This is a genomic window from Enterococcus sp. C53, from assembly GCF_040887425.1.
Taxonomy (GTDB): Bacteria; Bacillota; Bacilli; order Lactobacillales; family Enterococcaceae; genus Enterococcus_B; species Enterococcus_B hirae.
Genome location: NZ_JBFOFT010000001.1, coordinates 141,589 through 160,637, shown reverse-complemented (window position 1 = coordinate 160,637; position 19,049 = coordinate 141,589). Strand labels below are relative to the sequence as shown.

The 19,049-nt window shown below is 36.6% G+C and carries 18 protein-coding genes, 1 tRNA gene and 1 other annotated feature; of the genes, 4 read left to right on the top strand and 15 right to left on the bottom strand.

Features of this window, described 5'->3' with window-relative positions; genetic code table 11:
• Positions 1-8: 8 nt before the first annotated feature.
• From sufC to AB3I42_RS00760, 8 genes are all read right to left on the bottom strand, one after another.
• Positions 9-782 (bottom strand): Fe-S cluster assembly ATPase SufC, encoded by a 774-nt coding sequence (gene sufC / locus AB3I42_RS00795; RefSeq protein WP_010738387.1) that lies wholly within the window; start codon positions 780-782, stop codon positions 9-11.
• 456 nt (positions 783-1,238) lie between these two features.
• Entirely contained in the window at positions 1,239-2,087 is an 849-nt protein-coding gene (locus AB3I42_RS00790; protein WP_081122975.1) for a MetQ/NlpA family ABC transporter substrate-binding protein, read from the bottom strand.
• 23 nt (positions 2,088-2,110) lie between these two features.
• On the bottom strand, positions 2,111-2,797 hold the full coding sequence (locus AB3I42_RS00785) for a methionine ABC transporter permease (RefSeq protein ID WP_010719980.1): 687 nt from the start codon (positions 2,795-2,797) through the stop codon (positions 2,111-2,113).
• Positions 2,790-3,824: a methionine ABC transporter ATP-binding protein gene (locus tag AB3I42_RS00780; protein WP_010738389.1), complete on the bottom strand. Its 1,035-nt coding sequence runs from the start codon at positions 3,822-3,824 to the stop codon at positions 2,790-2,792. Before AB3I42_RS00780 ends, AB3I42_RS00785 begins: the two co-directional genes overlap by 8 nt.
• A 76-nt stretch (positions 3,825-3,900) precedes the next feature.
• Positions 3,901-4,170: a binding site (T-box leader), on the bottom strand.
• Positions 4,171-4,258: 88 nt separating this feature from the next.
• Entirely contained in the window at positions 4,259-4,597 is a 339-nt protein-coding gene (locus AB3I42_RS00775) for a glycine cleavage system protein H (protein ID WP_010738390.1), read from the bottom strand.
• A gap of 1 nt (position 4,598) precedes the next feature.
• Positions 4,599-4,955, bottom strand: a complete 357-nt coding sequence (locus AB3I42_RS00770; RefSeq protein ID WP_010719983.1) for an arsenate reductase family protein — start codon at positions 4,953-4,955, stop codon at positions 4,599-4,601.
• A 5-nt stretch (positions 4,956-4,960) separates the two neighbouring features.
• Positions 4,961-6,157: an FtsW/RodA/SpoVE family cell cycle protein gene (locus AB3I42_RS00765; protein WP_010719984.1), complete on the bottom strand. Its 1,197-nt coding sequence runs from the start codon at positions 6,155-6,157 to the stop codon at positions 4,961-4,963.
• A gap of 174 nt (positions 6,158-6,331) precedes the next feature.
• Positions 6,332-7,150, bottom strand: coding sequence for a LysR family transcriptional regulator (locus AB3I42_RS00760; protein WP_010738391.1), 819 nt, complete (start codon positions 7,148-7,150; stop codon positions 6,332-6,334).
• Positions 7,151-7,468: 318 nt separating this feature from the next.
• On the opposite strand from AB3I42_RS00760, the gene AB3I42_RS00755 reads away from it, so the two are divergent.
• Complete coding sequence (locus tag AB3I42_RS00755; RefSeq protein ID WP_010738392.1) at positions 7,469-8,431, top strand: TDT family transporter; 963 nt, start codon at positions 7,469-7,471, stop codon at positions 8,429-8,431.
• 200 nt (positions 8,432-8,631) lie between these two features.
• Positions 8,632-9,672 carry a YeiH family protein gene (locus tag AB3I42_RS00750; protein ID WP_034866233.1) on the top strand — a complete coding sequence of 347 codons (1,041 nt, stop codon included), beginning with the start codon at positions 8,632-8,634 and terminating at the stop codon, positions 9,670-9,672.
• 144 nt (positions 9,673-9,816) lie between these two features.
• Here AB3I42_RS00750 and AB3I42_RS00745 read toward each other — a convergent pair whose 3' ends face one another.
• A complete protein-coding gene (locus AB3I42_RS00745) occupies positions 9,817-10,302 on the bottom strand; it encodes a methylated-DNA--[protein]-cysteine S-methyltransferase (protein WP_025480548.1) in 486 nt (161 codons plus the stop codon).
• Positions 10,303-10,518: 216 nt separating this feature from the next.
• On the opposite strand from AB3I42_RS00745, the gene AB3I42_RS00740 reads away from it, so the two are divergent.
• Entirely contained in the window at positions 10,519-11,460 is a 942-nt protein-coding gene (locus AB3I42_RS00740; RefSeq protein WP_368022196.1) for a glycosyltransferase family 2 protein, read from the top strand.
• A gap of 208 nt (positions 11,461-11,668) precedes the next feature.
• Here the strand turns inward: AB3I42_RS00740 and AB3I42_RS00735 are convergent, their stop codons facing one another.
• The 3 genes from AB3I42_RS00735 to AB3I42_RS00725 form a co-directional block, all read right to left on the bottom strand.
• Entirely contained in the window at positions 11,669-13,150 is a 1,482-nt protein-coding gene (locus AB3I42_RS00735) for a helix-turn-helix domain-containing protein (protein WP_368022195.1), read from the bottom strand.
• 137 nt (positions 13,151-13,287) lie between these two features.
• A complete protein-coding gene (locus tag AB3I42_RS00730) occupies positions 13,288-13,695 on the bottom strand; it encodes a hypothetical protein (RefSeq protein WP_081122970.1) in 408 nt (135 codons plus the stop codon).
• Positions 13,696-14,543: 848 nt separating this feature from the next.
• A tRNA-Thr gene (locus tag AB3I42_RS00725) sits at positions 14,544-14,616 on the bottom strand.
• A gap of 119 nt (positions 14,617-14,735) precedes the next feature.
• Between AB3I42_RS00725 and AB3I42_RS00720 the strand changes: the two genes are divergently transcribed.
• Positions 14,736-14,978 (top strand): hypothetical protein, encoded by a 243-nt coding sequence (locus AB3I42_RS00720; protein ID WP_368022194.1) that lies wholly within the window; start codon positions 14,736-14,738, stop codon positions 14,976-14,978.
• Positions 14,979-15,371: 393 nt separating this feature from the next.
• Here the strand turns inward: AB3I42_RS00720 and upp are convergent, their stop codons facing one another.
• The 3 genes from upp to glyA form a co-directional block, all read right to left on the bottom strand.
• Positions 15,372-16,001 (bottom strand): uracil phosphoribosyltransferase, encoded by a 630-nt coding sequence (upp, locus tag AB3I42_RS00715; RefSeq protein ID WP_368022193.1) that lies wholly within the window; start codon positions 15,999-16,001, stop codon positions 15,372-15,374.
• Positions 16,002-16,235: 234 nt separating this feature from the next.
• Positions 16,236-17,183: an alpha/beta hydrolase gene (locus AB3I42_RS00710; protein WP_181914628.1), complete on the bottom strand. Its 948-nt coding sequence runs from the start codon at positions 17,181-17,183 to the stop codon at positions 16,236-16,238.
• Positions 17,184-17,715: 532 nt separating this feature from the next.
• Positions 17,716-18,960 (bottom strand): serine hydroxymethyltransferase, encoded by a 1,245-nt coding sequence (gene glyA / locus AB3I42_RS00705; RefSeq protein ID WP_181914629.1) that lies wholly within the window; start codon positions 18,958-18,960, stop codon positions 17,716-17,718.
• Between the last annotated feature and the right edge of the window lie 89 nt (positions 18,961-19,049).

The following is a 19,049-nucleotide window of genomic DNA, read 5'->3' as shown; positions in this document are numbered from 1 at the left end:
GCTCCTCCTTACGCTTCTTCTTCTTTATAGTCGATTCCTAGTTCTTTGCTGATACCAGCATACCCTTCTGCTTCAAGTCGTTTTGCTAGATCTGCATTCCCAGTCATCACGACACGTCCTTCCATCATGATGTGGACGACATCCGGAGTGATATAATTCAATAATCGTTGGTAGTGGGTGATGATCAATGCGCCAAAGTTTTCGCTACGCATTTCATTGACCCCTTTTGCTACGACTTTCAATGCATCGATATCTAATCCAGAATCAATTTCATCTAAAATGGCAAAAGTTGGTTCTAACATCAATAATTGTAAGATTTCATTTCGTTTCTTTTCGCCACCAGAAAAGCCTTCATTCAAGTAACGTTCGGCCATTTCTTCTGGCATATTTAACAGCGCCATTTTTTCATCTAATTTTTTCAAGAAAGTCAAAACAGACATTTTATCGTCTTCATCACGTTTGGCATTGATCGCTGCACGCATAAATTCTGCATTCGTGATCCCAGGAATTTCGCTTGGGTATTGCATCGCTAAAAATAATCCTAGACGTGCCCGCTCATCGACCTCTAAATCTAAGATATTTTTTCCGTCAAATAGGATCTCGCCTTCAGTGACTTCATAGTTTGGATTCCCCATAATAGCGGCTGACAGCGTCGATTTCCCTGTTCCATTTGGTCCCATAATGGCATGGATCTCGCCTGTTTTCATCGTTAAGTTTACGCCTTTAAGAATTTCTTTCTCTTCAATTGAGACGTGTAAATTTTTTATTTCTAAGACAGACATGCAAATTCCCTCCAGATTCTGTTTCGTTCTCACTTATTTTAGACTAATTGAGAATAGAGCGCAATGTTATAACCCACTAAAATCAAAACTTTTTTCACGAGTTATCATTAAATCAATATTACTAGATAATAATATTTATAAAGAAACTTCTGTTTTTAGCATTCATAGATCACTGGTTATGTTGATTTGTTTTATGTAAAACGATAGGTAAACGTTGGCTTGCAGAATGATGTCAGTACGCATCTCTTGATTACCGCTTATCTGTTCTTAATAAATGCTTCTTGAAAAATGCCATAATAAAGAGAGTTCTCTATTGGTTACATAGCTAATTTATTCACTATTCACTCTACAAAAAAACATCAAAGCTAGTAAAATCAACTAACTTTGATGTTTTTGATGACTTGATTATTTTTTAGATGAACATTTGATTTTGTTCAACTCTATTTTTTGAAGTGCTTATTTGGCATCAGCTGCGACAGGTTTGACTGAACCGCCCCATTTGTCTTCGATCCATTTTTGAACGTCTTCACGGTGTAAGACTTCAAGTAATTTTTCGATTTTTTCGCTATTTTCATCACCTTTACGTGTGGCAATGATATTCACATATGGTGAGTTGTCTTCTTCTAATAAGACAGAATCTTTCAATGGATTCAAACCAGCACCATAAGCAAAGTTTGCATTGATCGCTACTAAGTCACCTTCATCATTTTGATAAGTAGAAGCTAATAAAGAAGGATCAATCGAATGATTGAATTTTAAGTTTTTAGGGTTTTCAGCGATGTCATCAAACGTAGCTGTTTCTAGATCTACGCCATCTTTTACCTTAACTAAGCCAGCATTTTGTAAAATAGTGATGATTCGTCCCCAGTCAGATTCTGAATTTGAAGTAATCACTGTTGCGCCGTCTTTTAAATCAGCAATGTCTTTGATTTTCTTTGAGTACAAGCCCATTGGTTCAATATGGACAGCACCCGCATTGACAAAATCATAGCCTTTTTCTTTGATTTCTTTATTTAGATAAGGAATATGTTGAAAATAATTGGCATCGATATCGCCTTCTGCTAAAGATTGATTTGGTAAAATGTAGTCATCGAATTTCACGATCTCTAAATTAATGCCTTCGTCTTTCAATAGCGGTTGGACGTGTTCCAAGATTTCTGCATGAGGTGTTGGTGATGCGCCTACTTTTAAAGTTGTATCGTCACTTTTTGATGAAGCACCTTTACTATCGCTATTATTGCCACAAGCTGCTAACCCTACAGTCAGCAAGACCGCTGCTGCAAATCCAAAAATTTTCTTTTTCATATCCTTTATCCTCCTATTTCTTCTTATCTTTTATCTGTTTTCTTTGTTAAAAAGTCCCCGATTCCTTGAACAATAAATACAATGACTAGTATCACTAACGTTGCCACAAATGTCACGGTCAGATTACCACGTTGGTAACCTTCTTGCCAAGCAAGACCTCCCAAACCACCAGCTCCGATCGCACCCGCCATCGCAGTAAAGCCGATCATCGAAATGGTAGTAACTGTCAATCCGGAGATCAGTGCAGGCACGCTTTCTGGTATCAAGACTTTCCAAATGATTTCCCAGTAGCTGGCACCCATCGCATCCGCCGCTTCTAAAACTCCAGGACTAACTTCACGAAAAGCAATTTCAACTAGACGAGCATAAAATGGGGCAGCTGAAAGTACCAAGGCAGGAATAGCAGCTTGCGCCCCTAGCATGGTTCCGACGATTGCTTTCGTGAAAGGAATGATCAAGACCATCAAGATCATAAATGGCGTAGATCGAAAGATATTACTAATAATCGAAACAATGCCATAAATGATTCGTGCATAAGGTTTATTTTTTCGTCCAATCGAATACAGGATCAAACCTAGTACCAAACCAATGATGGTCACTAATACCATGGACACCAACGTCATATACAGCGTATCGATGAATGCTTGTTTCATCGTTTCCATGTTGATTTGACTAAAATCTAAATACGTTTCTGCAAAGCTTTTATCCACGGTGGATCACCTCCACTCCAACACCTTGTTCTTTAATAAACCGCTCTGCTTGATCCAATTCGTTCTCTGACCCAGTCATCAGTGTCGTTAAGGAACCAAAAGAACCTTCTGCTGTTTGTTTGATTTTACCGTAAACGACATTGATGTCGACGTTATACTGACGAATGGCTTGAGAGATGACTGGCTCGTTAGCATTTTTTTCGTTGAACACTAATGTCACTAATCGACCTTTTGGATTTTCTTTGATCAATTCAGCCAATAATTCTTTTGAGTCTGCTTCTGGTTCGATATCTTGTTGCACGAAACGTTTTGTTACTTCTTGTTTTGGATTTTTGAAGACTGTCAAAACATCGCCTTCTTCCACAACTTTTCCTCGTTCCATCACAGCTACCTTGTTACAGATTTTACGAATCACGTTCATTTCGTGCGTGATCAATACGATCGTTAAATGTAATTTCTTATTGATAGCTAATAAAAGATCCAATACTTCTTCAGTGGTTTGTGGATCTAGCGCACTGGTTGCTTCGTCACAAAGTAAGATCTCGGGATCGTTTGCTAACGCTCGAGCTATCCCAACTCTTTGTTTTTGTCCTCCTGAAAGTTGAGAAGGATAGGCATTTCCTCTACCCTCTAATCCGACTAATCCAAGCAATTCTTCCGCCCGTTCTTTGCGTTGGGCTTTAGGTACGCCTGCTAATTCTAATGGTAGTTGGATATTTTCTAAAACTGTCCGTGACCATAACAAATTGAAATGTTGGAAAATCATACCGATTTTTTTACGAAATGTTCTCAGTTCTTTATTTTTTAGTTTGGTAATCTCTTGGTCATTCACAACAACCGTTCCGCTAGTAGGTAGCTCTAATCCGTTCAATAAACGGACAAGTGTACTTTTACCTGCTCCAGAATAGCCAACGATGCCGTAAATATCACCCTTTTCAACAGTTAATGAAACATCATTTACCGCTTGGATCGTTCCATTTCTGCCACCAAATGTTTTCTCAACATTGGTTAATTGGATCAATGACATATTGCTCACATCTTTCTTTTATTTTTTACATGGAGATCAAGTAGGAAACAAAAAAGCTTCCGCCCCCTTGCTTTAGCAAAAGGACGAAAGCTGAAACTTCCGTGTTACCACCTTGATTTGCTGCTATCTCACAATAACAACCTTTACCAGTACTTGGGTCATCGTTCTTTCATCATAATCCTGCCCGTATACCGTTGTGCTGTAACGGGCACCCCCGTAGTAAGTTTGCAAGGCTCACCTACTCTGCTCTAAGACCATCTTCCATCTCATTTCCGTTACCCTTTTTCAGCAATCAGGGCTCTCTTTGAACGTCTGTGACATGTACTCTTCTTTTCAAAGCTTTATTTATGATTGTTCTGATTATAGCAGTTGGAAAATAACGTGTCAACATTTTACCGGTTACTTCTTTAAAATTTTCTGAAAATTGCTAACTCTTATAATTTCTCAAATTCTGTTGGATCGACTTCTTTAAAGCTTAAAAGCCAAGCATTCATTTCATCTTGATCATTTAAGACATTGATATCTTCATTGATTTTTTCATTCACGGAAGAAACCGTACCGCTTAACGGGCTAGCAAATTCACTGACCGCTTTTTCAGCTTCCACTTCGATCAAAGGCTCCCCGATTTGATAAGACTGACCAGCTTTTGGCAAATTGGCAAATGTGATATCACCTAATTCTTTTTGTGCTTCATTAGTTAAACCGACACAATATTCTTTCCCATTAAATAAGATCCAAAGGTTATCTTTTTTCTTCAAGTGTTTCCCAGCCATTTTATATCAATACTCCTTCGTATATTTTTTCATTAAAACCGATTGCGACGAGTTGTTTGCCTTTGACGATCAGGGGACGTTTGATTAACATCCCATCACTTGAAAGAATGCGACTAGCTTCATTGATCGAAAAATCAGCCACTTGGTCTTTTAGCCCCATTTCCCGATACTTCATGCCACTCGTATTGAACAGACGACGTAATGGAATCTCATTATGTTCCAACCAGTCTGTGATCATTTCTTCCGATGGTGGACTAGCAATCATATCAATTACTTGATAATCAACATGATGCGCATCCAACCAAGCTTTCGCTTTTTTGCAAGTGGAACATTTCGGATACCAATAAAAACGATACAACAGTGTTACCTCCTAGAAGTTTTCGCAGGCGCCTCATTTTGATACCTCATGGATAATATCAAACCGATACCGATCATATTTCCAAGGATCGATGATCCACCTTGACTAATGAATGGCAGGGGAATCCCTGTTAATGGTAAGAGTCCAATATTAGCACCAATATTTTCAAATACATGGAACAAGAGCATCATGATCAAGCCGCTGGCGATATAAGCATAAAATTCATTGTTCGTATCAAAGCAGACACGAATCATACGATAAATCAAAATAAAATACAAGAAGATGACGAATGCGCCACCGATAAACCCAAAATTCTCACCAATCACGGTGAAAATCATATCTGATTCACGAACAGGTACATAGATATTACTTACATTAAATCCTTTACCTAATAATCCACCAGTTCCTATTGCAAGCAACCCTTGTGCTGGCTGATAGCTCATCCCAGTCGTGTCATGGAATGGATCAAGCCAAGAATCGATACGAGCAAACTGGTAAGATTTAAACCCGATTTTATATAATAAATCTCTTCCGCCTTCTGTGGTAACTAAAAAGATCGTCCCAGCACCGACAATCACTGCCAAAGCAATTACGGGCACGATAATGCGCCAAGAGATACCAGACATTAAGAAAACTCCACCAAAAATTGCTAAGAATACCAGCATGGTCCCAAAATCATCTTGTGCCATAATCAAGGCTAAAACCGGGAGCGTCACAATCAACATCTTGGCGATCAACCAAAAATCTGATTTGAGCGTTCGTTCCTTCATCTGAGTATTATGTTTTGTCACGATCAACGCCATCATTAAAATATAAGCAATTTTCATTAACTCTGCTGGCTGAAACGTCAAGGAACCAAAACTAAACCAGTTTTTGGAACCGGTCGACTGGGCGAGGTTGCGGTCATAAAACTTTAACAAGAGTCCCATTACAATTAGACCAAAACCATAGAGATAAGGTGTTAATTTCCAGATCCATTTGGAATTCAAATGCATAATCACGACAATAGCAATTGAGCCCACGATATACCAAATCGCTTGCATCCCAACACCTCTTACTACCGAAGGGTGGTTAGGATCATGACTCAGCGCGACATATAAAGAAAGCAATCCAATCAAACATAATAAGAAGACTGGTAATATGACGCCATAATCAATGCGATTATCACGATTATTATTAGAAGCTTTTATTTTTTTTTCCATGTTTCATCCCTTTTCTTAAAAACCATACTGTTCTATATTATAGCGGTCTAGCGGCATAATTGAAAGCCAAAGCAAATACATTTGGGAAAACTTAAAATTATTCTTATCTAATCATCTGCCTTGCTGCTCTTCAGTCAGACCCATCATCGAGATAACAGATAACGTTCTGACGAATCATTTTTGATAGCGTTCATTATATCTCAAGATCTCTTTACCAATCGCTTGTAAATTCTCTGAAACTAAATTTGTTCGCTGGATCAAATAAAAATTTCGATGATACGCTAATTTCTCGGTTGGTACTTCTGGTGGCACCGCACGTTTTGATAAAATCGAACGTCCTACTCCTTCCTTTAAAAGAGCGACAATGACTTCGTTGCTTTTTACTAACAACTTTTTCCCATGGATATTTTTTTCTTCAAAATACCGTTGCGTATAATGAAAAACTCCAGAAGTTGTTTCTCGAACTAACCATAACTGACTGTCAGGATCCCCCGCGATCACTAGTTCATCCTCCATCAATGAAAATCTTTGAACACCAGAAGTTTCTAAAGGTTTTTCGATAAAACCAAAGTCAGCCTCGTGTTTTGCTACTTGTTCCAACGCATCATGAGAATTGGCATAGGCAATCACAAAATTAATTTTAGGATATTTCAAAAGCAAATCTTTCAACAATTTTGGTAACAGATAGACGGCAAAAGTGTGAGAAGCAACGATTCGGCAAACTTCTTCTTCATTTTGTTCATCTAGTAATTGTTGTTGTGTTTCTTGCCACTCCTCTAATAAAACTAACGCTCGTTCGTAGAGTAGATCTGCTTGTTTTGTCGGCTTCATTTCTTTCCGACCATTTCGCTCAAAGAGAATCACTCCTAATTCTCTTTCCAGCTGTTTGATTTGATTGGAGACAGCAGGTTGAGATAAGAAAAGTAATTCGGCTGTTCGAGAAAAATTTCTTGTTTCGTATACGACACGAAAAGTTGTTAACAATTTCAGCATGCGATCACTTCCATAATTTTTTATTATAGTAACTATATCAACTATTTGATTTAAATATATCACGAAATGACTATAATAGTAAATGTAACGCACAATATATGAGATTGAAAAGCAACGAATGTTTCAATCTCGCTCAGACATAAAAAGATCGTTACTTGTATTCTTAATGATCAGTCAGGGCTACCGATTTGTTTATTTCCCAATAAATAGTCATTCATAATTATTTATGCAACCTACTATCAACCTTTCCACCTGACTGATCATTTTGTTCTGAGCTTTAGACAACACACTCATCTTATGAAAAGGAGAATTCAATTAATGAAGAATTTTTTAAAACTTATTCCTGTCCCGATTTGTGGGCTCATTCTAGGTTTAGCTTCGCTAGGTAATCTGTTTAAAGAATATCATTGGATTCATCTAGGGAATATCATTGGTGGGATTAGTATGATTCTCATGATCCTAATGTTTAGCAAATTGTTCCTATTATTTGAACATACGAGACAAACATTACATGATCCAATCATTGCCTCGGTTTCACCGACTTTTACGATGTCATTAATGGTTATTTGTACTTACTTTGTACCATTTACGCACCTTTTACCAATCGTTCGGATCATCTGGCTTGGCGCTGTCCTGCTACAAGTGATTTTAGTTGTTTACTTTACTTACCATCATGTAATCAAAGCAGACTTATCACTGGAAGTCATTTATCCAAGTTGGTTCATTATTTATGTTGGTTTCGGGGTAATTACAGTAACTGCTGGAAACTTTTTCCCATTCATTGGCCAACTATTCTTTTGGTTATCTCTAGCTTGTTACGTTTTCTTATTGCCAATCATCATCCATCGGGTGTTTTTCGTGAAAAACATGGCACATCCTACACTACCATTGATCACAATCGTTGCAGCTCCGGGATCGCTTTGTTTAACTGGCTATTTGAAAAACTTTGCGCAACCTTCCTTTTATTTAGTCGTTGCCTTATTTATCCTTTCGCAAACTTTATATTTTATCGTGCTATCTCTTTTACCACGATTACTTAAACTACATTTTTATCCAAGCTACGCTGCTTTTACCTTTCCACTAGTTATTTCTGCAACTGCTATGTTTTGTGCTGTAAATTACTTTCATTCATTAGGGATCGCTACTGGCTTTTTAACGGTCTTGAAACTGGCTGAATTAGTAATCGCTACTGGAATGGTGCTTTATGTATTAGGTCATTATATCCGCTTCTTGTTCAAAGAACATGGAAACACAAATAAATATGTCCCTAAAGAAATTTAATTAAGATGTTATTCTTCTGTCTTTTTCAAATTTAGAAAAAGGCAGAAGATTTTTTGCGTTTTTAAACTTTGTCAATCAAAACGAATAGTGCTACTATTATCAAGGATATTCTTGAGTTCAGAGTCGTCGTCCTCTAAATACGAGTACCCGTTTTTCAACTCTGAAACATGCGCACAGATAATGAAAGGAATTTTTAGAACATGAATCTACAAGTAACCATTAATCAATTTAAAAATCAAGGCTCACGAAGAATCTTGCCTGGATTACTTCTTGCTTTTTCAGTAGCAGTCATGAGCAAACTTCTCGCATTGTTGCTCCCACAGCTTGGTGCTGCCACGATCGCCATTTTATTAGGGATCTTGTTAGGTAATACTTTTTTCAAACAACCTTCTTTAGCCATTGGAACGAAATTCGCTGAAAGCAAATTATTGGAATGCTCCGTTTTCTTATTGGGAGCAACGGTTACGGCTCAAACGATTGCTCAAATCGGCATTAAAGGGATTGCCTTCGTCTTGTTGCAAATGAGTGTGACGATCGTCGGTGCCTATTGGATCGGCAAAAAATTGTTGTTTAGTGATACAGCTTCCTTGATGATGGCAGGAGGAAATGCTGTTTGCGGTTCTTCGGCTATTGCAGCGATCGCTCCAGTGATCCATGCTGAAGAGGAAGAAAAAGGACAGATCATTACATTAGTTAATTTATTAGGAACGATCATGATGCTTTCTTTACCTTTTCTTGGCTTACACTTATACGGAGATCACTTAATTGAAAAAAGTGCCCTTTTAGGTGGAACACTTCAATCTGTTGGACAAGTAGTCGCTGGCGCCAGTTTGCTTGATGCTTCAGTTGTTCAATTTGCCATGCTCTTTAAAATTTTAAGGATCATGATGTTAGTTGCTGTTGTCTATTTATTTGAAAAATTTATCCAAAAAAAGACAGCTTCTGCTGAAACGATTTCGTCTGACAGTCCCAAGAAAAGAAGATTCCCATTACCATGGTATGTTTTAGGCTTTTTAGTTTTCTGCTTGCTCAACAGCCTATTTACGCTCCCAACTTTTATCGACAAAGGGGCTCACTTTATTAGTAATTGGTTTGAAATCACTGCTTTAGCCGCAATTGGTTTACGTTTAGATTTCGCTAAATTCATGAAAGAAGGACCTCGATTCTTATCTTATGGTCTAGCAGTTGGTTTACTGCAAACTGTTGCTGCGCTGCTATTCATTTGGTTAACAACACTATAACTACCGGATTCCACTGGTATAAGCGGTCTGCCTTTGTTGGCTTCATAAAATCCCCAGACTTAAAACCACCTCTTCGTCCCAAAATAGTCACTTCTATTTCAGGGCGAAGGGGTGGTTTTTAGGTCAAATAATTCCAGTTCTTTTTTATTCAGATAGTGCTTTTTCTAATACAAGTAGTTGACGTTTGATCAATAAGCCAGCTTCCGCATTTCCCATATAACCGGTTAATTGACCGTTTTGTCCAATCACTCGATGACATGGAATCACGATTGGTAATGGATTCATGCGATTCGCTTGTCCGATTGCTCGGACCGCTTTGGGATGATCAATGGTTTCTGCTATTTTTTTATATGTGCGTATTTCTCCATAAGGAATCTCTTGTAATGCTTGCCAAACCTTTTGTTGAAAAATCGTGCCTGTGTTTATTGATAACGGAAGTTGAAAGTCCTGCCGGTTTCCCTCAAAGTACTCAGCCAATTGACGTTCTGTTTCAAGTAGGATTTCTTGTTTCTTTCCTTGATCCTGTGCACCATTTACCGCCATTTCTTCAATCGGATGAAACGAAACCTTCGTCAACCCATTCTGATCTGCATCTAACCATAGTTCTCCAATTGGCGTATTTATTTTCATTTTCATCGTCTAATCCTGAATGAACTAGACTTGCCCTCCTCTACCGTTCTACTATTTTATTTATCTTGTATTATTTTAGCTAAAAATGCAATTTAAAGTTTTATTAAGTGTCAGCTTAATGATAAACTAAAAATGATGATTACTTAAGTAACAGAAAATACAGTTTATTTACTATTCTGTTCGAACAAATAATATTTGCTTGAAAGGATTTATCATATGAAAATATCAATTGTTGTCCCTTGCTATAACGAAGAAAAGACTGTACCGCTTTTTTTCGATGAAGTAGAAAAATTCAAAGACGGACACGAGTTTGAATACTTGTTTATTGATGATGGCTCCTCAGATGGTACGCTAGAAGCCATTAAAGCATTAGCGAGAAAATATAAATATGTGAGATTCGTTTCTTTTTCTCGAAATTTCGGAAAAGAAGCTGCCCTCTATGCGGGTTTACAAGCTTCGACTGGGGAGCTAATCACAGTAATGGACGTTGATTTACAAGATCCTCCAGAATTACTACCACTCATGATTGAAAAAATCACGACAACTGACATTGATTGCGTAGGAACGAGACGCTCAACAAGAGAAGGAGAACCAGTGATTCGGAGTTTCTTCGCTAAACGGTTCTATCAGTTGATCAATAAAATCAGTGACACAGAAATGGTAGATGGTGCAAGAGATTTCCGTTTGATGACTCGACAGATGGTTGATGCTGTTTTAGAGTTAACCGAGTACAATCGTTTTTCAAAAGGATTATTTAGTTGGGTCGGTTTCAAAACAGAGTATCTTTCTTTTGAAAACCGTGAACGAGTGGCTGGTGAAACCTCTTGGTCCTTTTGGAAATTATTCAATTATTCGATTGATGGAATCGTCAATTTTTCAGATGCACCACTAACGATCGCCTCTTTCACTGGCGCTCTTTCTTGTATTGGTTCGGGAATTGCTATTTTATTTATCATTGCACGAGCCTTATTATTTGGTGACCCGACAGCCGGCTGGCCTTCAATGGTATCGATCTTTTTATTTATCGGCGGCATCCAATTACTATGCCTAGGGATCATTGGCAAATACATTGGTAAAATTTTCCTTGAAACCAAACAACGCCCCGTTTATATCATACGTGAAACAGAACAAACCATCGTTTCTCGTGAAAAAGAATAAGTCGTGAGAATAACTATTTCTATTTCGAGATTTTCTCCCTTCGTGCCAAGGTTTTCTCTATAAAAAAACACCTGAAATGAGCGTTTGATTTCAGGTGTTTTTTTATTTTTCTAGTTAGCAAATACATTACTTCTAAACATAACAATAACATTCCGATAAAGCTATTGAATGAATCTCTGTCACATTATAGGCAGGTAAAGAAAAAAGACTAGCTGGTAGAGGAAACATTGGACGTTTCCTTTTGATTTACGACATTTTTTTCGCTGATGCATTGTTTAATTTGTTTAATTAGTTCTTGCCAATTATGATTGTTGGGCAATCGTTGCCATAAGATATGGGTACATTGAAGGTCTCCTAAATGAAAGTCAGAAATATAGATATCCGTTTTCGAAGAAATAACTTTTTCAATGACTATTTTTCCAGCTAAGGAATATTGGAGATGTTCTGCAATAAACTCTTCATACGCTTTTCCATAAGAAAAATCCAACGTAATATAAACAGCTTCTTCAACTGCTTCTAAGGGAAAATTTTCAATCAATTCCATCATATAGTACATGTATAAATCTGCTTTTTCTTCTTCATTAAGTAAAATAGAACGAGCTGTTTCCATAATGGTTTCATTGACTTTCTGATCAAATAAAGGATATTCTTCTCTTAAAAATTGAAAATTATGGATATTTCCAAAACGATGATGGATATCGGGCATAAATAACAACCGTTCATGTAGCGGTTGCACATTTTTCAATAACACTTTAAACAGACGTTGATCAACAAAAGTTGAATCAGCAATACCTTTTAGCATACTTGAATAATTATTGTTAAAAATTGACAGTGTCGGATCTAGTTCAGAAAAATCTAGACAAGACTTCTTATCAATGATCCGATTAACATATAAATAGGCATACAAGACTGAAGCTTCTTTTACTGCTACTGTATCTGATATTTGGTACTCTGTCTTCAATTTTCCTGCAAGTTTTTGAACCAATATTGAGGTCTGATCAACTTTGATCGTCAGATGTGCTTCATCCAAATACGCTTTTCTCTGAATCCGAAGCGCACTGATTGATAGAAATAAAGATAATTTATAACGTAAACTATTACGGATTCTAATCCTAAAAAATTGTTCGATCCAAAATACAAGCCGGTCACTTTGATTTTTTTGTTGCTCAGTAAAAGGAGAATCAATCCCATTCAAATTATGGAGAATGCCATATCCTACCGAGCGAATCTTCCATTCATTCCCTACTATCTTATTTTTCTTAATAATGAGATGATCTTTTTCTAACAATTTATTGATTCGTTTTTTATAAAGATATAAAGAAGAATTTGAAATGTAATGATCGGTCGTAAATTTATTAATCGGTCGGTTTGAAAACAGCAGGAAAATAAGCAGCTGATAAGTTAGCGAACTATTTAAATAGTGCTGACGTAATTTAAGAATGTTCTCATCACAAATAAAAGAATATACTTGAATAACGCCCCGCTTTACGACAAAAAAATCATTTAAGCATAATTTCTGTTCTAGCTCCATTTTCAACTCATGAATTAATTTACTTAATTTAAATTTAGATATACCTGTTTTCTGCGCTAAAAAAGAGATTTCTACTCTTTCACCAAGTTTTGTCTGAATAAGTTCCAGAAGTTTAATTTTCATTTTTGAGTTTTCATCTAGCAACTGAACGATATCCATTTCGCCATTCCTTTCCCTAATTACTTCCAGTAGATGAATTCAATACACTAGAAGTATGTTAATTATTCAGTTTTGCTCTTTTTCCAAAAGACCTGATAGTTTTCAAGAGCATTGAATCCTATTCCAAACATTTCGAATCAGAGGCTAGAAAGGTTCTTTTCGTTCGTTTTTGACAAACTTCGTTGTTTTATTTGTTGCTGTGTAGTTGGTTTTATTTGTTGTTTTATTTGCTGTTTTATTTGCTGATGAACTTGATAAACGATCTGTTTTACTTCATTTTTATTTATATTTTGAGTTTCAACAAGCTCTTTATTTTGAAGTTGACTAGGAATTTTAGGCGCTTCATTTATCGTTATTTTATGGTAAACATAAGTAACTGGTTGATACTGATCATTCAATGCATCCATACGCTCATCTGAAAACTTGCTCTCATCCAAAAGATTTCTTTCAAGTGTCGCTGCGTAAGCAAATGTTGTCCCGTTAGTAAGAACCTGACCAACAACTAACCCCATCACCAATACCTGATAATTTTTTTTCTTTTTCATTTTTCCCTCCTAATTTAAAATAAATTCAAATATATAATTAGAATAGAGTGTTTTTTATTGAATAAACACCAATTTTTTCCGTTTTTTTCTATTTTTTTCACTTTTAAAATAAAAAATAATAGTATTATGAAGGTTTGCTGATGTTTGCATATAAATATGAAAAATAAATAACTAATTTCAAGTGAATTTTTTTTGATCGTCAAATTTCTTCAACTTTTAAATCAGAAGGTCATGAAGCAAGATCATACAGACCATCGTTTATTTCAATATAAAAATACAACTACAGAACTAGTTTGCTATCATTAATAACGACAAATAAATAACCAATAAAAAAATCGGTATAACATTTTAAAAATTAGCAATCTATATTTACAGTGAAAAAAAAGGCGACTTAGATAGCAAAAAAAGGAATAATGTGCCAAATAATTGACTTGATTTAAGAAAAAAATCATTTCCTATCCGCTTTTTTCCTATCCATAATTTTACATTTATTAGAAATCCCACTTAGTTTTTTTATAAAAAAGAACGAAACCTCTAGTTGTGCCAAACTCCTTTAATTTTCAACAGTTTTATGATTCCATCTGTTTTAGCACTTGATGGCTGTCATTTGTTCAACAAAAAAACATCAAAACTAGTAGAATCTACTAATTTTGATGTTTAAAAAATTGGTTGAAGAACCAGATCTTGATGCTTCTTCGCAGTTATTGAATAGTAAAACAGATCCAGAATCGACATCCCCGTATCCGCTATTTTTAATGATGTTCCTTCCTCTTCTTTTCAAATTCCTTACGAAAAAAAGCAACGATCTCAAAATAAAAAATCTTTGAGATCGTTGCTTTTATAAATGATGCCAGCTGCAGGGATCGAACCTGTGACCTACGCGTTACGAGTGCGTTGCTCTACCAACTGAGCTAAGCTGGCGTTTCCATATGAAATTATATACGTATTTTAAAAATTTGTAAAGGCACAAGTGTAAATTTCGTTCTATTTCATGATTTTTTTCATAAAACGTGGTATAATTGATATGAAAGGCAGGTTTTATGAAAATGGCAACGTTTGGAAAATTTGATACAACTATCGTACCGTCAGAATTTGGGGAAAAATTTACGATCGACACTCACGTGACATTTATGATTCATGGAACACCGCAAACTGGAACAATTTCAAAACAACTGAAAAACTCGGCTGTGGTTGAAATTGACAAAACAGATGAAAATGCCAATTTAATGACACAAAGCAAAGGTGTAAGCATCATCAATTACAAAGAATTGAAGAAAATTTAACACTGACCATCTCTGCGTTTTTTGGGATGGTTTTTTTATTTGAAAAATTTCATCAACTATCTAGGATCACTTATTCCATTCATGGCATCATAAACGTGCCTATTGTTCTCTCTAACTTAAAAATAGTTTTTTTTCTCACATCAATAAAGACTTATGAGATGTCAAAAACTATCCTCTATTCTTTTGCTGTTCCTCTTGTTCACTTAAGATTCTGCAAGACTCCATCCGTTTTTTCAAATTCCGTATATTCTTTGATCCATCTTCTTGCAGCTATTCTTTGAATAAACTACTTTCTATCAAAACCATGATAAATTACTAGAATTAATAACAAACAAAAAACCATAATAGAATAAGAAATCCTACTATGGTTTGGTGCCTTAGCGTTTATTATTTTTATTTCGTACCAAATAAACGGTCCCCTGCATCGCCTAGACCTGGAACGATGTAGCCGTGTTCATTCAATTTTTCATCTAATGCAGCTGTGTAGATGTCAATATCTGGATGTGCTTCTTGTAAAGCTTTTACACCCTCTGGAGCAGCTACTAGACAAACAAATTTGATATTTGAAGCGCCACGTTCTTTTAATGCATCGATCGCCATGATCGCTGAGCCACCTGTCGCTAACATTGGGTCAACAACAAATAATTGTCGTGCATCGATATCTTCAGGTAATTTTATGAAATATTCATGAGGTTCAAATGTTTCTTCGTCACGGTATAACCCGATATGTCCGACTTTCGCAGCTGGGATCAATTCTAAAATACCGTCAACCATCCCAATACCTGCTCGTAGAATCGGAATGATCGCTACTTTTTTACCAGATAACGTTTTTTGAGTTGTTTCTGTAATCGGTGTTTCGATTACGATATCTTCTAATGGCATGTCACGTGATACTTCATATGCCATCAACATAGCAATTTCGTCGACAACCTCACGGAAAACTTTTGTTCCACAGTCTTTGTCACGAATAATAGTTAGTTTATGTTGGATCAATGGATGGTCGATTACTTGGAATTTGCCCATTTTTCTGGTCTCCTTTGTTCTGTCGTTTCTTTTTAATTGTAAAACAAAAAGACCCAATTGACTAGTCAAACCAACAACTTTTCAAAAGAAAATAAAATAAATAAAACAACAGTAATCAAAAATAAAAAAAAGCAGTAAAAAATAACAAAAAAGCTTTGAACAATGAGTTTTTTTGTTATTTTTACTGTCTTTTAGTCAGATTAATATTACATATATCTGGTTATATAAATAGGATCATCGATCCTGCTGTAACCACTGAGTCGCTAAAAGCATCGCTGCTCTGGTAGCATTGGTTTGGTCCAATGAATTGACCATCACAAAATCGTGGATCATCCCTTGAAAACGAACCTGGGTGACTGCCACACCTACATCACGTAACTTCCGAGCATAAGCTTCTCCTTCGTCTCTTAAAACATCCGCTTCACCAGTTAAAATCAAAGCTGGTGGTAAGTCTGCCAAGTCTTCAGAAGCCGCTCGTAATGGTGATGCGGTGATTTCTGACCGCTCTGAATCATCAGTTGTATATTGGTCCCAAAACCATTTCATTCCTTCTTTTGTTAAAAAATAGTTTTCGGCAAATTCTTGATAAGAATCAGTAGTGAAATTGGCATCCGTCACCGGATAAAACAAAAGTTGTTTTTGGATCGGCAACCCTTGGCGTTCTTTGGTTAAAATAGTCATTACAGTTGCCATATTACCTCCAACTGAATCGCCCGCTACCGCTAATTCAGTTAAATCTAACCCTTTTGATTCCGCTAGTTCACTTAGCTTTTGTAAGACTGCATAGCTTTGTTCGATCGCTGTTGGATATTTTGCTTCCGGCGAACGGCTGTACTCTGGAAAAACGACGACCGAGTTCGTGCGAACGGCTAATTCACGAATCAACTTGTCATGAGTTTGTGCGCTACCAAAAACCCAACCAGCTCCATGAATATAGAAAATCACTGGTAATTTATCAGTATTTCCTTCTGGACGGACAAAACGAACGTTGATGGACCCCCATTGACCAGTATCAACCTTTAAATCTTCAATGTCGACTGGTAGTTTATCAACGGGCGATTCTTGGACTTTTTCTAATAGCGCTCGTCCTTCTTCAGGTGGTAATTCGTAGATTCTTGGGTGGGGAGCATTTGCATCACTAAATTCGATTGCTGATTTTTCTAATGAGATTCGTTCGGTCATCATGGTTCCTCCCTACATTATAATAAAAAGCCAAATTACACCTCATATACTAGTGAGCCCCAATGAAAAAGTCAAAAAATCAGTTTGTTTGTTTTCTCTCAAACTCAGTCAACATAAGCATTCCCCATACTTCCCCCAGTACCTCCGTCTTAGTTTATCCCTTCATTAAAACAAAACCTCAACACTTCCATACCTAATCCATCTCAGTCCTATATCTCAGGCTATTTTAAATAGATTTCACCAATGTATTCGTGCTGCATCGATAGAAGAAAACTTTTGCCTAAATAAAACTAAAACACCCAAAAGAAGCGATTCCAACAACTTTCCCTTGAAAAAGTGTCCACACACAATAAGCCATTTCAAAAAATAATCCAAAGAATTCCAAAAACAGGAGAAGCGATTTTGGATTCTTCGGATTATTTTTAATATACAATAAATTTTAGCAAACTAAGAATTTTGAAACAGTTGCTTTTTTATGTCTGCTGATGGTACTTCTTGCGTTAAGCGACTCGTTTTGTAGTGATTATTCCTTTTATTTATTATATAAAGGATATTTTTCAGTCAATTCACGCACACCAGCTTTGACTTCAGCTAATTCGGCTTCATTCTCTTTGGTTTGTAAAGCTTTGACGATCAATTCCGCCACCTTCACAGCATCTTCTTCTTTGAAGCCTCTTGTAGTAATTGCTGGAGTACCGATACGGATCCCGCTAGTCTTGAACGGGCTAAGTGTTTCAAATGGAATTGAATTTTTGTTAACCGTAATATTCACACTATCTAAAATACTTTCGGCTTCTTTCCCGTTTAACTCTAATCCACGGACATCGATTAAAACTAAATGATTATCCGTTGCGCCAGAGACCACTCTTGTACCGATTGCTTGATTGAAGACTTTTGCCATCGCTTTGGCATTAGCAATAATCTGTTCACTGTATTCTTTAAATTCAGGTGTCAAAGCTTCTTTGAATGCTGCTGCTTTCCCTGCAATGACATGCTCTAGTGGTCCACCTTGGATGCCAGGGAAAACTGCACTATTGATTTTTTTCGCTAATTCTTCATTATTGGTCAAAATCATACCACCACGTGGTCCACGTAATGTTTTATGAGTGGTTGTCGTAGTAATGTCCGCATAAGGGATTGGACTTGGATGGACACCAGCTGCAACTAAGCCAGCGATATGTGCCATATCAACCATTAATTTCGCACCTACTTCATCAGCGATTTCTCTAAATTTTTCAAAATCAATGATTCTACCATAGGCACTTGCTCCGGCAACGATCAATTTTGGTTGATGTTTTCTAGCTAAAATCCGCACAACATTGTAATCAATGACTTCTGTTGTTGGATCAACACCATAGGCTACAAAATGGTACGTTTTTCCACTAAAGTTCACAGGAGAACCATGAGTCAAATGTCCACCTGCTGAAAGATCCATCCCTAAAATCGTGTCACCAGGTTCTACTAAAGCAAGATATGCTGCCGTGTTCGCTTGTGAACCAGAATGAGGTTGAACATTGACAAATTTTGCACCGAATAATTCTTTTGCACGATCGATCGCTAAACTTTCGACGATATCGACAAATTCACAGCCACCATAATAACGATGCCCAGGGTAACCTTCTGCATATTTATTTGTCAAGATACTTCCTTGAGCCGCCATCACTGCTTCAGAGACAAAATTTTCGGAAGCGATAAGTTCCAAATTATTTTCTTGTCTTTCTTCTTCTTTTGCGATTGCTGCCCATAAATCTGGGTCAAACGTTTTGTAGTCTACCACACACAACAGCTCCTTCTTATTGTTTACTAAGAAATCATGAATCAACTAGCAATCTATGCACGATCAGCTAAAATCCTTAACTGGTCATT

What these genes read in the sequence shown, in the direction of transcription:
- sufC (WP_010738387.1), bottom strand. Translation starts at nt 782, where the DNA reads ATGTCTGTCTTAGAAATAAAAAATTTACACGTCTCAATTGAAGAGAAA.
- AB3I42_RS00790 (WP_081122975.1), bottom strand. Translation starts at nt 2,087, where the DNA reads ATGAAAAAGAAAATTTTTGGATTTGCAGCAGCGGTCTTGCTGACTGTA.
- AB3I42_RS00780 (WP_010738389.1), bottom strand. Translation starts at nt 3,824, where the DNA reads ATGTCATTGATCCAATTAACCAATGTTGAGAAAACATTTGGTGGCAGA.
- AB3I42_RS00775 (WP_010738390.1), bottom strand. Translation starts at nt 4,597, where the DNA reads ATGGCTGGGAAACACTTGAAGAAAAAAGATAACCTTTGGATCTTATTT.
- AB3I42_RS00765 (WP_010719984.1), bottom strand. Translation starts at nt 6,157, where the DNA reads ATGGAAAAAAAAATAAAAGCTTCTAATAATAATCGTGATAATCGCATT.
- AB3I42_RS00760 (WP_010738391.1), bottom strand. Translation starts at nt 7,150, where the DNA reads ATGCTGAAATTGTTAACAACTTTTCGTGTCGTATACGAAACAAGAAAT.
- AB3I42_RS00755 (WP_010738392.1), top strand. Translation starts at nt 7,469, where the DNA reads ATGAAGAATTTTTTAAAACTTATTCCTGTCCCGATTTGTGGGCTCATT.
- AB3I42_RS00750 (WP_034866233.1), top strand. Translation starts at nt 8,632, where the DNA reads ATGAATCTACAAGTAACCATTAATCAATTTAAAAATCAAGGCTCACGA.
- AB3I42_RS00745 (WP_025480548.1), bottom strand. Translation starts at nt 10,302, where the DNA reads ATGAAAATAAATACGCCAATTGGAGAACTATGGTTAGATGCAGATCAG.
- AB3I42_RS00740 (WP_368022196.1), top strand. Translation starts at nt 10,519, where the DNA reads ATGAAAATATCAATTGTTGTCCCTTGCTATAACGAAGAAAAGACTGTA.
- AB3I42_RS00735 (WP_368022195.1), bottom strand. Translation starts at nt 13,150, where the DNA reads ATGGATATCGTTCAGTTGCTAGATGAAAACTCAAAAATGAAAATTAAA.
- AB3I42_RS00730 (WP_081122970.1), bottom strand. Translation starts at nt 13,695, where the DNA reads ATGAAAAAGAAAAAAAATTATCAGGTATTGGTGATGGGGTTAGTTGTT.
- AB3I42_RS00720 (WP_368022194.1), top strand. Translation starts at nt 14,736, where the DNA reads ATGAAAATGGCAACGTTTGGAAAATTTGATACAACTATCGTACCGTCA.
- upp (WP_368022193.1), bottom strand. Translation starts at nt 16,001, where the DNA reads ATGGGCAAATTCCAAGTAATCGACCATCCATTGATCCAACATAAACTA.
- AB3I42_RS00710 (WP_181914628.1), bottom strand. Translation starts at nt 17,183, where the DNA reads ATGACCGAACGAATCTCATTAGAAAAATCAGCAATCGAATTTAGTGAT.